General features: G+C 66.8%; 11 protein-coding genes. 8 read left to right on the top strand and 3 right to left on the bottom strand.

Annotation, left to right across the window (positions count from 1 at the left end; genetic code table 11):
- The first annotated feature begins 35 nt into the window (after positions 1-35).
- From ACFWR9_RS04525 to ACFWR9_RS04515, 3 genes are all read left to right on the top strand, one after another.
- Positions 36-1265 (top strand): acyl-CoA dehydrogenase family protein, encoded by a 1230-nt coding sequence (locus tag ACFWR9_RS04525; RefSeq protein ID WP_383835377.1) that lies wholly within the window; start codon positions 36-38, stop codon positions 1263-1265.
- 48 nt (positions 1266-1313) lie between these two features.
- Positions 1314-2588, top strand: a complete 1275-nt coding sequence (locus ACFWR9_RS04520) for a DUF3500 domain-containing protein (protein WP_383835374.1) — start codon at positions 1314-1316, stop codon at positions 2586-2588.
- Positions 2589-2758: 170 nt separating this feature from the next.
- Complete coding sequence (locus ACFWR9_RS04515) at positions 2759-5125, top strand: SpoIIE family protein phosphatase (RefSeq protein WP_383835371.1); 2367 nt, start codon at positions 2759-2761, stop codon at positions 5123-5125.
- Positions 5126-5157: 32 nt separating this feature from the next.
- Here the strand turns inward: ACFWR9_RS04515 and ACFWR9_RS04510 are convergent, their stop codons facing one another.
- Positions 5158-6435: an acyl-CoA dehydrogenase family protein gene (locus ACFWR9_RS04510; protein ID WP_383835368.1), complete on the bottom strand. Its 1278-nt coding sequence runs from the start codon at positions 6433-6435 to the stop codon at positions 5158-5160.
- Positions 6436-7102: 667 nt separating this feature from the next.
- On the opposite strand from ACFWR9_RS04510, the gene ACFWR9_RS04505 reads away from it, so the two are divergent.
- Entirely contained in the window at positions 7103-7624 is a 522-nt protein-coding gene (locus ACFWR9_RS04505; protein ID WP_383835365.1) for a nuclear transport factor 2 family protein, read from the top strand.
- A 128-nt stretch (positions 7625-7752) separates the two neighbouring features.
- Here ACFWR9_RS04505 and ACFWR9_RS04500 read toward each other — a convergent pair whose 3' ends face one another.
- Positions 7753-8406, bottom strand: coding sequence for a TetR/AcrR family transcriptional regulator (locus tag ACFWR9_RS04500; RefSeq protein ID WP_383835362.1), 654 nt, complete (start codon positions 8404-8406; stop codon positions 7753-7755).
- Between the two features lie 103 nt (positions 8407-8509).
- Here ACFWR9_RS04500 and ACFWR9_RS04495 point away from each other — a divergent pair, with 103 nt between their 5' ends.
- Together ACFWR9_RS04495 and ACFWR9_RS04490 are read left to right on the top strand one after the other, a co-directional pair.
- The gene (locus tag ACFWR9_RS04495) at positions 8510-9205 is read left to right on the top strand and encodes a hypothetical protein (RefSeq protein ID WP_383835359.1); all 696 of its coding nucleotides are present in this window, start codon (positions 8510-8512) and stop codon (positions 9203-9205) included.
- A gap of 247 nt (positions 9206-9452) precedes the next feature.
- The gene (locus ACFWR9_RS04490; protein ID WP_383835357.1) at positions 9453-9836 is read left to right on the top strand and encodes a hypothetical protein; all 384 of its coding nucleotides are present in this window, start codon (positions 9453-9455) and stop codon (positions 9834-9836) included.
- Positions 9837-10123: 287 nt separating this feature from the next.
- Here the strand turns inward: ACFWR9_RS04490 and ACFWR9_RS04485 are convergent, their stop codons facing one another.
- Positions 10124-11869, bottom strand: a complete 1746-nt coding sequence (locus ACFWR9_RS04485) for a CocE/NonD family hydrolase (RefSeq protein WP_383835354.1) — start codon at positions 11867-11869, stop codon at positions 10124-10126.
- 119 nt (positions 11870-11988) lie between these two features.
- On the opposite strand from ACFWR9_RS04485, the gene ACFWR9_RS04480 reads away from it, so the two are divergent.
- On the top strand, positions 11989-12651 hold the full coding sequence (locus tag ACFWR9_RS04480) for a TetR family transcriptional regulator (RefSeq protein ID WP_383835351.1): 663 nt from the start codon (positions 11989-11991) through the stop codon (positions 12649-12651).
- Positions 12652-12976: 325 nt separating this feature from the next.
- Complete coding sequence (locus ACFWR9_RS04475) at positions 12977-15772, top strand: glycosyl hydrolase (RefSeq protein ID WP_383835348.1); 2796 nt, start codon at positions 12977-12979, stop codon at positions 15770-15772.

Here is a 15772-nt window from a genome sequence, read left to right as displayed (position 1 = left end):
TTATCCGAAAAGGCAACCGAGGAGGTAATGAAATCATGGCGATGACTGCGAAAAAGGACATCGATCGGCCACAGGCTCGGGAAATCCTGGCCCGTGTCGAGGATATGCAGACCTGGCTGCGTGAGCACCAGCCCGCCGCGGAGCGAGAGCGTCGTATCCCCCAGGAGAGCATTGAACGTCTCGACGCCGCAGGTGTCTTCACCCTGACCACACCGAGGCGCTACGGCGGTGCGGACTTCACGACACGTGAACTCCATGCCATCTACCGGGCTCTCGGCGCGGGGTGCGGGGCGACATCCTGGATGGTGTGGGCGGCCGCGGGAGGAAATCTGTGGAGCTTCTCCTTCGCCGACGGTGTCATGGCGCCGGTGTACGAGACGCCGTGGGTCGGTAACCGCACCTTCGCGCTGGGAGGCACGAGCCGGCGCATGTCCGGGACCGCGCGCCAGGTCGACGGCGGATGGATGATCAAAGGCGCCTGGCCCTTCGCCACCGGCAGCGTTCACGCCTCCCACGGATTCCTCGCCGTCTTCTATGACGAGACCGACGACGCGAAGGTCGGCATGGTTCTCGTACCGAAGGACTCACTCGTCGCCCGCGATGACTGGGATGCCATGGGCCTGGCGGCCACGGGCAGCCAGACCATGGCGACGGATGGTGAGCTGTTCGTCCCGGACGAGCGCTTCAGCACCCCTCAGGAGCTCACGGCCCGCCTAGCCGAAGCCACCGAGCAAGGAGTGGGGCCGCGCCGCGGGGGGCTTTCCCGCTCGCTCGTGACCGGCACCGGCACGGCGCTCGGCATGGCTGATCACGCCATGGAAGTCTTCCTCAGCGGGTTGGGGAAGCGGAGCATCCCCTATTCGACCTACTCCAAGCAGCTCGAGGCGCCGATCACCCACCTCACCGTGGGCCGCGCTCACGCGCAGATCCGAGCGGCGGGACGAGTCGCCGACGCCGCGGCGGCCGAACTGGACCGACTCGACGCCGAGGGCCTGGACCCCACGGAGCGGGAGATCGTTCAGTTCCACACCGACGTCGCTCATGTCTGGGACGCGTGTAGCTCAGCGGTTGAGAAGCTCTTCCACGCGTCTGGAGCGTCCGCGATCATGAAACGCCAGCCTCTGCAGCTGATCGCCCGCAACTGCCGTGCCGGCAGCCTCCACTCGGCGCACACCATCGACACCTGGATGGAGAACATGGGACGCACGCTGTGCGAAGTCGAGGCCGGTCCCACGTCCACGAGCGTGCTCGAACGACGGGCCTAGGCGGTCGGGATCAGAGTCCAGTTCTTGACGCATGAGAGGGATGCCCCCATGTCATCCGCCGCATTTCGCAAGTACCTCTTCCCCGCGCATCACTCGCGCGTCGCCGACCTCAGGGGCGTTGACGCGTACGCCTACCGCGACCTCGTCCGAGTCGAGGGCACGTTCACCGGTGACATGATCAGGGACTGGTCGCGCCTCTACAAGAACGACTTCGTCGGTGTCACCGAGGACGGAGCCCTGCGTGAGGGGCTCCACCGTCTTGGGCCCGCCGAGCCCGGAGAAGAGGCGCCGGTGGCCGCGATGGTCGCCGCGGCGCACCAGTTGCTCGACACGCTGGACGAGGACGGTCGGGCCCGACTCTCCTACCCCGTGGACGCAGTCGACTGGCAGACGTGGTCCAACCCCGAGTTCCTCCAGTTCGACACCGGCCTGCGTTTGGAGTTCCAGCCGGCCGAGGTGCGGCGTGCGGCGCTCGCCCTCGTTGAGGCGTCCCTCAGCGCCGAGGGATACGAGGCAGTCCGCACGGCGATGCGGATCAACGCGTTCCTCGGCGAGGTCGTCGGCCTGGAAGGCATCCTCAACGAATACAGCTACAACTTCGCCCTGTACGGAGAGCCCGATCAGAGTGTCCCGTGGGGTTGGCAGCTGTACGGCCATCACTGTGCCGTCAACTGCCTGGTGGTGGAGGGGCGCATGTCCTTGAGCCCCGTCTTCCTGGGCGCGGAACCCAATGAGATCGACGCCGGGCCCCACGCCGGCGTGCGCGCCTTCAGCGAACGAGTCGCGCTCGGCAGGCAGCTCATGGAGGCACTTCCGGAATCGCAGCGGCTCAGGGCCACGGTATACGAGCGGATGATCGATCCCTCGATGCCCGATGGCCGCCTGCACCCGGGTGACGAACGGCATCTCGCCGGCGCGTTCCAGGACAACCGGGTGATCCCCTTCGAGGGCATGCCGGTGTCCGGCATGCCGAAGGCGGCCCAGGATCTGGTCATGGCCATCGTCGAGCAGTTCGTTGAGCATCTGCCCACCGGTCCCCGTACCGCCAGGCTGCGGGAAGTGCGAGACCACCTCGACGACACCTGGTTCTGCTGGATCGGTGGCCACGGCCAGGACGACGTCTTCTACTACCGCGTTCAGTCACCTGTGCTCATCGCCGAGTTGGACCACCACTGTGGTGTGTGGCTCGAGAACGACACTCCACAGCCCTTCCACATCCACACAGTTCTGCGCACTCCGCACGGAAACGACTACGGCCGGGCCTGGGTACGGCAGTGGCAGCGCGAGCATCGACAAAGATCGTCACGCCGTCCCGCGTACTGACCGCGACGTCCTTCTCGAAGATGACATCGAAACGTCGTGCGTGAAGTTAGTTTACATGTACTCTGTAACCGAGTTCCGGCTCAACTGGGCTGACTCTTCGCGTCGGAGAGCGAGGATTCCGGCACCGCGACATGATGGATTCACCGGCCTATGAAAGGCGGTGACACCACATGGATGTGAGCGGGACGGGAAATTGTCCTGTCCTTGCCGGGGTGGCGACCGCGCTGATCGACGATCGTGGCATCGTGATCGGCTGGTCCCGTGCCGCGGAACAGCTGCTGGGGCGTGCGGCCGCTCACGTCCTTGGGCGATCCATTGTCCGGCTGCTGGCCGAGCCCGGTGTCATCGCCGGTGGTGAGCTGCCCCGAGACGGCGAAGCCGAGTTGCTCAGCGACTCCGGGCAGGCCATCGCTGTCCGCTATCGCACCGAGAAGTACCAGAGCCTCGGGCTCTCCCTGCTCCTGGCAGTGGCCGTCGAACAGGCGGCCGAGACTGAGTGGGACACGGCGTTGTCGCGGGCGCTGCTCAGTCAGAGTCGCATCGGTTTCATCCTTCGGGACAAGAACCTCGCGGTGGTTCGCTCCAACCAGGTGCGCGGAGCCGTCGCTGGTCCGACGGTTCCTGTGGGTAGCCGGCTCTCCGACGTAATGCACCCGGACGACGCCGCCGGCGTGGAGGCGGCGTTGCGGGGTGTTCTGGAGACGGGCGTGCCGCTGGCCGCCCATGAGCAGCGTGTGCGGTCTGCGCGGGCACCAGACGGTGACTGGTCGCTCGCCGTGTCAGCCGTACGAACGGAGGACACGCGTGGCCGGCCCACTGGGGTCGCCGTCCTGTTCACCGATGCGACCAAGCATTTGCGGGCCGACCGACGGCGGGAATTGAGCCACCGGGCGTCTGCGGGGATCGGCGGCACACTGGACATCAACCGGACGGCCCAAGAGATCGTCGACACGCTGGTTCCCGACGTCGCCGACGTCGCCTGGGTCAACCTCGCCGACGCCACCTATACGGGAGACGAGCCACCGAAGACGTTCGGCGGCGGTGATCTGCATCTGCGGAGGGCCGCGGCGCGTATCGCGACCGGCCCGTGGCCCGCCGCGCTGCTCCAGCCTGGCGAGCCCATCCCTCACTTCCCTGATCTGCCCCTGGTCCGTGAGCTCCAGGAGGGCCGCACCATAGTCGTGGGCCGGGCAGCGCTGGAACGAGCGCTGGTCGACCACCCCTGGTTGCGGCTGGTGGCACCCCGGAACGGGCACTCGATGATCGTGGCTCCGCTCTTCGCGCGCGGCCTCGTGCTCGGGGTCGTGACGGCGTGGCGTACCGATCAGGCCGAACCCTTCGACGAGGAGGACGCCGGCCTGCTTGCCGAGATCGCGGCTCACTCGGCCCTGGGCGTGGACAATGCCCGCCGATACACACGCGAGCATCGTGCCGCCGTCGCCCTGCAAGAGCGCCTGCTGCCACAGGCGTTCACCTCCACCCGAGTCATGGAGACTGCCGGCGCGTACCTGCCCGCCGCCGGTGGGGCCGAGATCGGCGGTGACTGGTTCGACACGATCGAGCTCCCCTCGTTGCGGACCGCCCTCGTCGTCGGGGACGTGACCGGCCACGGACTGCATGCCACCGCGACCATGGGACGGCTCCGAACCGCCGTTCAGACGCTGGCGGATCTGGAACTGCCACCTGACGAACTCCTCGCTCATCTGGATGACTTGGTCTCCCGGCTCGCCGACGAGGCGGAGCTGTCACATCGTGACGTCGTCGGAGCGACCTGCTTGGTGGCTGTGCACGACCCGGTCGAGGGACACTGCACGATGGCCTCGGCCGGCCATCCGCCACCGTTGCTGGCCCTGCCGAGCGCGGATGTGTCCCCGGTGAGTGTGCGGCCCGGGCCACCCCTCGGTGTCGGCGGCCTGCCGTTCGAGCCGACTACCGTCGCTGTGCCGCCCGGCAGCGTTCTCGCTCTGTACACCGACGGTCTGCTTCAGCGTTACGGCACGGACATCGACAGCAGCACGCGTGACCTCTCGGAACGGCTCGCGCTGCACTGCCGCTCCGCCACCGACCTGCCCTCGCTGGCGCAGGACCTGATCAGTGGGGCGGCCCAACACCCACTGTCGGACGACGCCGCGCTTCTGCTCGCGCGCACGTCCGCGGTGCAGCCGGAAGACGTGGCCGACTGGGAGTTCCCGGCAGACCCCCGAGCAGTCTCCTCGGCCAGAGAGATGGCCGGAGCCAAGCTCGCGGAGTGGGGGCTGGACGACATCATCTTCGTCACCGAACTGATCGTCAGCGAACTTGTCACCAACGCCGTGCGTTACGCGGGTGGCCCCGTGGGACTGCGCCTGATCCGCGGCGAAGTCCTCTGCTGCGAGGTCACGGATCCCAGCAACACGCAGCCCCGCATGCGACGAGCCCGTACCTCCGACGAAGGAGGCCGAGGCCTGTTCCTGGTGGCGCAGTTGAGCCGCCGGTGGGGGAGTAGGTACGGACAGAGCGGCAAGACCATTTGGGTCGAGCAAGATCTGTCCGTTTGAAGCCGGCGTCCAGGAGTGCTGCCGCCCGTGCCTCAGCCCTTGTCGGGCGGTGCGGGTGCGAAGCGGTCCAGGGTGGTGATCCCGGCGAACTTGTGCGGCTGCGACCCCGCCATCAGCCTGCCGTAGTTCTCGGATAGGGCCTCAAGATTGAGGGCTCCGTGCAAAGTGATGACCCGTGCGTCGCGCCAGGCTCGCTGAATCGGTTCGCTCTCCATGATGGCTGTCGAGCCGGAGTTGCGCTGCAGCAGCTCGATGGCCTCCGCGCACCATTTGGCCGCGTACGCGGTCTCGGCGAGCACTCGCGCACTGAACATCTGCATGTACTCGGGATCCGCAGCCCCGCCGGCGGCGGCGACAGCGCCCAGCCGGTCGGTTTCGTCAGCGTTGGCGCGCGTCATCAACGTCGCAGACCGGATCTTGGAATGGACCTCGGTGAGCATCAGATGGGTCAGCGGCGCGTCCAACTGGTTCTTGTAGGTGGTGCCGCGGATGGGGCGGCCGGCGGAGCGCTCCAGGAACCTCTCCAGCGCACCCTGCGCGATGCCGATCGACATTCCTGCCATGAGGCTGAACGCCCAGCCGAGCGAGGGCGCCTTCCACAGCGATCCCTTGAGGCCGTTGTCGATGGTTCCGCCGACGACGTGACGGAAGTCGACGACGCGATAGTCGGGCACGAAGAGTTCGTCCCCGACAAGGGTGATGGATACGCTGCCAGTTGCGCGCATGCCGGCGACATGCCAGTCGTTGAGGAACCGCAGCTCATCGCGCGGAACCTGTACGCCCACCAGGTAGGGGCCGTCACCGTCGTCGGCGATGCAACCCAGGTTCGTAAAGGGCGCCCAGAGCGAGTCGCTGCCGAACGTCCAGGGACCGCCCGTGATGACCCAGCCCCCCTCGACTCGTTTCGCGCGCCCGCGGGAGGCAGGGAAGTGACTCGATCCGGCGACTCGTGGCCCGGTCCACTCGCATCCGAAGACCTCCTCGACGACGCGAGCGCCCGAGCCGGCGGGAATCCAGTTCGTAGAGGCGCCCACCCACACAGTCCAACCGGACGAGCCGTCCCATTTGGAGACTTCGGACACGACGTCCACCTGCTGCCGCACCGTCAGCTCATCCCCGCCGAACTCAACGGGATTGCCGATGTTGAACGCGCCTGTTGCGTCCAGATCGGCGATGGTCTCGTTCGAATGACGGCCCGCACGCTCGGCGTCGAGCGCACGCTCACGCAGGGTTGGGCCCAGCGCGCGGACGTTCTCGAGGATTTTCGCCAGCCTCTCGGAGGTGTCTCGAGTCGAAACCATCGTCGTCATCTCCTGTATGTCGTTCTGTGCGAGACAAGGGTCGGCTCGTCAGCTGCCGCCGGCTCTTGGCGGTATCTCTCATGAGGCCTCGATGGGGAGTGCGACGACAGCGGTGGCGCTTCCCGGGATGGTGTGGCAGGCCTTGGCCGGCCACCGAAGGGGATTCGGATACGACGCGAGCCAGGAAGTGCCAGGGCGGGCGAAGACACAGCAGAGCCGTCGCTGGGTCGGCCGAAGGAGTCCGCAATCGGGATCGTAGGCCTCGCCAACAAAAGTGTCAACATTATGTCCCGGCTCGTGGGCCGGGTGCCGCAACGATCGCACTCTGTGCGTACGCCGAGAACGTTCGTCCAGCCCGTCGGGCTGCTGTGATCGGGGAGCGACCAAGCGCTCGGCCCGTACAAAGTGTTGACAGTCGTTCGTTGGCGCTTGAGGATGAGGCGCACGCGCCCGCCCGATCCGGCGGCTCTTCTTGTCACGGGATATGACGATGGCCGTCGGCGCCGCGCGGCGGAGCGGAGCCTGCGAGGGAGCAAGCGTGGGCTCCGAGGAGACGGCTTCTTTCGCTTCCCAGTCATCTGCTGACGCTGGTGGAGCCGTACTGCACCGGTGCGCCTTAATCTCGCTATCGACGCAAAAGACCCGAAATGCAGCATAGAGTATGAGGGATACGAGCATGATTGAACATGACAAGGCTGCCATCGTTGAGGTCCTGAACCTCTACGGCCTGGCGCTCGACGCCCATCGCTGGGATCTCTTCGACCGCATCTTCACGGAAGACGTGACCGCGGAGTTCGGCCCGGCCGGAGCTGCCTGGTCCGGACTCTCCACCTTCAAGAGCTCCTTCGCCGGGTTTCACGAGACCTTGGACAGCCATCAGCACACGATGATGGGCCAGTTGGTGCACGTCGACGGGGACAGGGCCTACGCCTTCAGTTACGGCAACTGGCTTCTCGTGCGCGAAGCGGCCGAGGGCGGCCCGACGTGGCAGGGGACCGGGTGGTACGACGACGAGCTGTTCCGAACCGATCATGGTTGGCTCATCCGGCACCGTGTGTGTCGCCTCACGTCCTGGACCGGCAACCCCTTGGTGCCCGAGCCGCAGGCGGAGCACAACCCCGACATGCAGACGAACGTGCTGCGTGAGCACAGCGAGGCGGGGAAGATCGCCTTCCTTAACGCGATCCAGGCCAAGTAGGCGCACCTACCGGGTTCACGCTCCTCGTCGAGTCAGGCGCCCTCGTGGCGAGTGTCGGGCAGGACTGCGGGTGGTCCTCCGTGCATGTCGGACGGAAGCGCCGCGTTCTGCCCTTCGGGCTACCGGGGCTAACTCCTGCGACCGGGCTCCGGAGTGAGTAGGTAGGCGACTGCCATGTCCCTGAGCTCGTCCGCGTACTGACGCAGAGCCGCCTCGCTGGTGAAGCTGTCCGGACGCAGCGAGTTGTGAAAGCAGGCCCCCAGGAGGACCCGGGCCGCGGTATCGAGCGCTGCCTCCGGGGCGGGGCGCCGGATCTGATCCATGTAGGGCATCGCGGCGTCGAGGAGGAAGCGGTGGATCTCGGAGATGGTGCGGGCGCCACGATCAAGGGCGCCGCCTCCCCGGGTGCGCAGCAGCTCGGTGAAGAGATTGCCGCCCTCGGCGAAGGAGCGGAGCAGCGAGTGGGCGTATGCGTGCATGACGCCGGACAGCGACGGCTCGGCCGCGCGTAGCTGCCTCGCCACGTACTCCTCGCGTCGATCCAGCATGCGGGCCGTCAGAGCACTGATCAACTGCTCTTTGCCTTCGAAGCGACGGTAGATCGAGCCCACCGACATGCCGGCGCGTTCGGCGACGCCCGTGATGGTCAACTCCTCCAGACCGACCTGGGAGGCGAGTTCCTCAGCGGCCTGCAGCATCCGAGCCAGCGTCGCGGCGCTGCGTGCCTGTCGGGGCTCTCGGTAGTGCGTCAGGTGGTTCCCGTCATCAGTCACGGCACGCATGGTACAGAGGACGGCTTTGGTCACTCGTCTTGACAGAGTTTGCTCTACCACTCCTAGTATTGCGAATGAGAGTTCACATTCGCACTCAGGGTGGAGTTCCCGGATGACTGACATGCAATCTTCGACGACAGCGGCCGTCCTGCTCGCGTCAGGGCCGGCCGGGCCCGGGAGCATCGATGACTTCGAGCTCTTCTACTCCCGACGTGTTCTGAGCCTCCTCAAGACGCGGCTGGGGCGGCAGCCGCTGCTCGATCTGCTGGCCAAGGACATCGAAGAGGGCAATGCCTTCCTGAGGCAGAGCGCGCGGGACTCCGGAGGCAGCTTCACCTCGGGCACGACAGTGCTGGAGACGCAGGGTCTCAAGGCCGGACAGTTCCTTGCCTGGATGGGCAAGGCCTTCGCCGACGAGAACGTGCTCCTCGCGGCTCAGCCCGAGCACTACGCGATGGTCAACAAGGACGATGGGTCGGTCCATGTGACCGAGAACATCGGCCCGTACATCTGCTCCTTCTACCTCGGCGACTGGGCCGCGGAGGCCATGGCTTGGGCCACGGACGCGGACGAACTCCTGCCTGAGAGCACCTTTCCGCACAAGAAGGCCACGAACCTCTTCCTCGCCGACGGCACGATCGTAGGCCGCGTGCTGATCCAGTTCGGCGATACGGACGAGGGCTTTTCCTCACACCTGACGGTCTACCTGCCCAGCTCCAGTCCAGCGGACATCCTGGAACACCATCTCCGGCATTTCGCTGTGGAGTTCAGGAACTGGATCATGGCCGCAGCGACAGCGAGCGCCTGAGGGGGCGGCACCTCGGCCAGAGGACAGACGCCCAGGAAGCCGTCGTCACCGCCCGCATGGCGGACTCGGTGGTGGGCCAGTGCCGACGGGGCCTGCGACAGTGACCGGGCCACCATCACGGGTGAGTCACTGCCGGTGGCGGCAGGCGGCCGCTCCTCTGTTCGGGGCCTCAAAGTCTGCGGCCGACCGCATGCGCGGCATCGCCGCCTCGCCACACCGACTGAGCTTGTGCTTTACCCCCAGCTTGGTGATCGAGGAGGGCACCGTGGAGGACCTGCCGCTTCACGAGTTGGGGCTGCTGCGTGGGGCGGTGGAGGGTTGCGACACTCGCTACTTTGGCTCACTGCTGGCGCTCGACCGGCACGCATGTCTGATGCTTCGGGCCGGCCTGATCGCACTGATCCCGGCAGGTATGCAGCGAGACGATGAGTGCCAGTTCTACGAGGCCACCGCAGCAGGCCGGGAGTTCTACGCCGCCCATCTCTCCGGGCTGGATGAGCGTGCCAAGGGCCGAGCGAGCTCATGGCGCGACCATCCGCAGCTTGCGGCTGCGGCGCGGGCACTGGGCAGGATGCTGGATGCGGTTGAGCGCCGCGCTGACTCGGCCGGGATCCACAACGCGATCAACTGAGCCCAGCCTCGGCACTGAAGCCGTTCCCGCTCGATGATCGGCTCGGATCGTCTGACGGTTTGCTGACGTCGTAGCGGGTCTCCCAGTGGCGGTGGAGGTCAGCAACCAGCGGTCGGGGATGAGCCGGACGTGACCTGAGAATGAACAATGCCGTCTTCACGGAAGTCGCCCGCCGACGAGTTTCCCTTGCCAGGACGGCGGCAGCAGACACCCGGCGGCGTCAACAACGCAGTCAGCAGGCCGCTCCGCATCGAAGACAGGGCGACCTGCTGACTCGTGCACCCGCCTCAGGCAACCTTGACCGGCAGTTGCAGGTAGGACGCGTGTTCGCCACCGGTGCGGATGATGTGCTGTCCGCTCTCGGCCGGGGTGTACTCGCGGATTCCGGGCATCATCGTCCCCAGCAGCGAGCGGCCGCTGATGACAAGGCGAAGCTGCTCGCCCGGATAAAAGGTGAGCCCCACAGGGAGCAGGTCGATCTCGACGTTGACGACCTCACCCAGCGAGAGCTTCTCGACCCGATCGAAGGTGTGGGCGGGGACGTCATCGGTGGACAACTGCTTGTCCAGGTGGCGCATCGAGACGCGCAGGCGTCCGTCCGCTCCCTTGTACCGCAGGATCGAGCCGCCGCGTTCCGTGACGTCATGAATCCGCGCGCTCTGGTTGGGCACGGTGAACTGCTGCAAAGGCGTGCCGTACGCGTCGAGCTTCTGGACGAGGAGGAACAGGTCCATGTCGTCCGCGCCTTCCGCCTCGACCCACAGGTGCGCCTTCGGGTAACCGACCAGCACGGTCTCCTGGTCGAAGCGCGTCACGAAAGACACCTCGTCCGGGTTGGAACCGAGCGCGTAGCCGGCCGACGCCCCGTCGGCCGGGGCCGTCGTCCCCAGAGTCCGTGATCGGCCGTCCAAGTAGTACTTCGTCGGGGTGACGCCCGCCGGCGGGAACTGGTCCGCAGGGATATTGACCTGGTCGCCGCCCTGGAGGTCGAGCAGGGAGTAGCGCACACGGGGCGTCTCCTCCCACCCGTTGTCCTCGTCCTTGAGGAAGCGGTCGAAGAACCGGCGCAGCTCCTCCCGGTTCGTCTCGTCGTAGTAGTCGGGCCACTCCTGGCTGTTGTGGATGCGCAGCCACTTGTCCTCGGACGCGATGCGGCGCCAGGCACGGAAAGTACCAGCGGTGTGCAGCGTGTTGGAGTAGCTGGCGACGACGTACGCGGGCACATTGATCTTCTCGAACTGCGGGATCTTGTTCTCCCACAGCTCGTTCATCAGCGGATGGCGCTCGGCCTCCGCGATGATGTCCTCCTTGCTGCCGTTGCCCCAGAAGCTGTAGTCCCGCAGCTGACGGGCGAACCCGTGGTCGGGCAGGCCGCCGCGCATCACCAGGTCGCGGTAGACGTCGCTCACGCCCTCCCACGGGTTGATCGCCGCCAGGTGCGGCGGCTGTTCGGCCGCGGTGAACCACTGCGACACCGCGAGGTAGGAGGTTCCGCTCATGGCGACCTTGCCCGTGCACCAGTCCTGAACGGCGAGCCACTCGATCAGGTCGTAACAGTCACGGCCCTCCTGGCGGTCCCACAGCACACTGTCGCCTTCGCAGTGGGCCACGCCCCGGATGTCCGGGTTGCAGATCGCGTAGCCCTGCGCGCACCAGTACGCGGGATCCGGAGCCTCGAACTTCGCGAGCCCGGACATGATGCCGTTGTCCAGTCCGACCAGACTGAACACACCCATGACGCTGGCCGAGGTCCCTTGACCCTTGCCGTACGGACTCCACGCCACGATGACCGGGACCTTCTCGGCGCCCGCAGGCCGCAGTACGTCGACATAGATGGTCACGCCGTCACGCAAAGTGACCGCGACATCCTTTTCGAGCACGATGTCAACGGGCAGCGGCTTGAACGGCGCCGCGATCTGAAACCCCGCCTCCAGCGTACGAGTGCCAGGCTCGAAATCGCTCAGGATGCCGTACCGGTCACCACCCGGCTTCAGCGGGTGTGACGGCATGAGTACCTTCTGGTCATCGCTCATGGTGAGCTCCTCACATCTCTGGACCCGGCGTCGGGCTGTGACGACTCGGCGAGCGTACGTCCGCCAACCGCAAAACTCAACGTGTGTTGAGATGCTGGTTCCGGGGTTAGATTTGGGGTATGACCGCGCATACGAAATCCGTCAGTACCGGGCGCCGTGGACGTCGGCCGGGGACGAGCCAGACCCGGCAGGCCATCCTCGACGCTGCCCGCGCCCGGTTCGCAGCCGACGGCTTCACCGCGACGACGATACGGCGGGTCGCGGCCGACGCCGACGTCGACGCGTCGTTGGTGATGCAGTTCTTCCGGTCGAAGGACGAGCTGTTCGCCGCCGTGATGTCCGTCCCCGCAGAGGCTCTGACGCGCTTCAGCGCAGCGTTCGAGGGAACGGATGCCCACCTCGGTGAACGCGTGGTCCGCGCATTCCTCGACGTGTGGGAAGTGGAGTCCTCGAGTTCGAAGCCCCTCATGGCGATGCTCCGGGGCGCCATCGTCAACGATCAGGCGAACGAACAGCTGCGCGAGTTCCTGCAGGAGCGGCTGTTGGTCGACAACATCGCCTCGCGCGCCGTCGACAACCCAACCCTCCGGGCGGGGATCGTGTCATCGATGCTCGTCGGTCTCATCGTGGGGCGAGGAATCGTCGGCGTAGCAACCCTCGCCGAAGCGGAACGCGAGACGCTGATTGCGCTGATCGGGCCCGCCGTACAACGCGTGCTGGTTCCGATGCCGACGGCCGCCGACGATGGCGGAGGCGACGGCTCCGAGGGGGCCGGCAGATGACGGCGATCGGCGGCCGCCGCCGCTACGGTGTTGGGCCTCGGATCGCGTGAACGTCCGACCCGTCGGCCGGATGCAAGAAGATCGGTACGTGCAAGGCTGAAGATCATGGTCAGTGGCCGCCGACAGCGACGGTGGGTCTGCATGTTGACCGGTGAGAAGGGCACGCGCCGATCGAGGCGGTGATCTCGTCGCAACGGCGGGGTCGCGGGGTCGCTCCACCTCACTCGTGCAACAGCTATTGACGCTTGTTTGTGAGAGTTTTACTTTCCTTCGTATGAGAGCGCTCTCAAGTCGTCGCTTACGTCAGGACTTTGAGGTTTCCTCCATGCCGGACTCCCGCTCACGATCCGCCCCTCACAGCAGACCGGCTGCCGCCTTGGTGCTGGTCACCGCCTTGGCCGCCGTCAGTCTCGGTCCCGCCGCGACTCCGGCGGCGGCAGCCAACGTGCCGGTGGGTGAGGGCAGCTACTCCGACACCCGTCCCCCGGGCGCCTCCGGGCCAACAACCAACACCGGTACCCCGGTGACTCCCAAGGTCACTCCGGGTGCCAAGGGCAAACCGGTTCCGACCAATGACTGGTGGTCGTCTCTGGCCTTCCAGAGGTACGGCGACAATCCCTACTCCACCCCGATGTACGGGCATCCGCTCACCTACCAGGCCACCGGCGGAGGGCTGGAGATCGGCTACCCCACCACCCCCGCGGTCGTCGGCGAGGGGCGCCAGTACGAGTACGCGCACAAGCGCGACCTCACCCTCGGCCTGACCGGCCTGAACTCCCCGGACACGAAGGCCGATGCCTGGTCCGACTGGACCGTCACGCCCTACTGGTCCGACGGCACCCGCACCCTGCGCACCACCATCGGTCACGGCCTCCCCTTCGTATACGCCAAGGGGTCGGGCGGCAACGCCCAGATCACCACCGCCGCCGCGCCGACCGTCTTCGCCGACCAGGGCAGTGTCCTCGGCATCACGGTCGGCGGTCACCACTACGCCCTCTTCGCCCCCAGCGGCAGCGACTGGAACGTCTCGGGCTCCACCCTGACCGCCCCTCTGGGCGCCAAGGACTACTTCTCGCTGGCTGTGTTGCCGTCGGTCGACGCGCTGGCCACGTACAAGAAGTACGCGTACAGCTTCGTCACCGGCTCCAAGGCGACCTGGTCCTACACAGCGGGCTCGGTGAAGGCGGGCTACACCCTCACCACCCAGGCGCAGGAGGGCAGCGAGACCGGCACGCTCCAGGCGCTCTACCGACACCAGTGGCTGCACACGACCGATCCGCTGACCTCCTACACCTATGTGTCGCCGCGCGGCACGATGAAGGTCCGCGAGGGGACGACTTTCACGACGGCACAGCAGTCATCGGCCGTCCTGCCCGCCCTCCCGAAGTCCTCGGGCGTCGACCCGGCGCGCCTGAAGACGCACCTCGACGAGGTGGTGAACGCGGCCGACCCGTTCTCGGGTGCCACCGACACGTACTGGACGGGCAAGGCGCTCGGCAGACTCGCGCAACTCGTCCCCGTCGCCGACCAGATCGGGGAGACCGCAACCCGCGACAAGCTCCTCGGCCTGCTCAAGGGCCGGCTCCAGGAGTGGTTCACCGCAGGTGGTGCGAGTGAGTTCTCCTACGACAGGGACTGGAAGACCCTGACCGGCTACCCTGCGTCGTACGGCAGCGACACGGAACTCAACGACCACCACTTCCACTACAGCTACTACGTCTACGCGGCGGCGATCATCGCCCAGTACGACCGGGCCTGGGCAGCCGACTCGGCGTGGGGCGGCATGGTGAAAACCCTCATCAAGGACGCGGCCAACCCCGCCCGCGGCGACACGGCCTTCCCCTTCCTCCGCGGCTTCGACGTCTACGCGGGCCACGGCTGGGCCTCCGGCCACCAGGGCTTCGCCGCGGGCAACAACCAGGAATCGTCGTCCGAGTCGACGAACCTCAGCGCGGCGCTGGTGCTCTGGGGCTCGGCCACCGACGACACCGAACTCCGCGACTTGGGAGCCTACTTGCTCACCACCGAATCGGAGGCGATCGCGCAGTACTGGTTCGACGCCGACGAGCAGGTGTTCCCCTCCGGCTTCGGCCATGACACGGCCGGGATGGTGTGGGGGAGCGGAGCGGCGTACGCGACGTGGTGGACGGCGAACCCCGAGGAGATCCACGGCATCAACGTCCTTCCTGTCACCGGGGGCTCACTCCACCTGTCCCGACACAAGGCCGCGATCCGGCGCAACCTCGCCGAACTCGTGCGGGAGAACGGCGGCCCAGCCGTCGAGTGGCGCGACATCCTCTGGGAATTCGAGTCGCTCGCCGACCCAGCCGCGGCCAAGTCCAAGTGGGAAGCGGGCCAGGCCAGTTATACCCCTGAGCAGGGGGAGTCCAAGGCGCACACCTATCACTGGATCGGCACCCTGGACACGCTCGGCGCACCCGACCCCACGGTGACGGGCGACATCCCGACGTCGGCGGTCTTCACCAAGGGGACGGTGCGTACGTACACCGCGCACAACTTCGGCGCTTCCCCCCGAACGGTCACCTTCTCCGACGGCGCGACCCTCACAGTCCCGGCCCGCTCCACGGCGACAGGCACCGGAACGGGCGGCGGCGACCCGGATCCCGATCCGGACCCGCCCACAGGGAACGTCTTTCAGCTCCGCACCGGTGGCGCACTCACCACGGCGACCGGGGAGACAGCCGGCAGTGACACCCTCGCGGCTGCGGGCGGCGTGAACCACGACGGCACGCCGTACCGGCCGCTGGTCTACGAGGCGAAGAAGATCAACGGCACCTTCGCGGCAGGCACGTCCACGGCCTTCCGACTCCAGTTGGACGCCGGGACCGTGGTCGGCCTGGGCCAGCAGGCGAGGATCAGCTACGACCTCACGGGCGACGGCACCTTCGAACGGACGGAGACCTACCGGTACTTCGCGACTGATCCTGTGACCGGGTGGGAGACCTACAGCGAGAGCAGCGGCCTCAAGTCGGCGACCGGCTCACTGGGGAACATGCAGGGTGGGACGGTCCGCCTGGAGGTCTGGCCGGCGATTGGCAACGCCCCGGCAAAACTCCGGACCGGGACGGCCGATTCGACACTGACGATCCCGTTCGGCTAG

The sequence above is a fragment of the Streptomyces sp. NPDC058534 genome, assembly GCF_042717365.1.
In the GTDB taxonomy this organism is placed as follows: Bacteria; Actinomycetota; Actinomycetes; order Streptomycetales; family Streptomycetaceae; genus Streptomyces.
The sequence above is the reverse complement of the archived record's forward strand: the minus strand, read 5'-3'. Positions and strand labels throughout refer to the sequence as shown.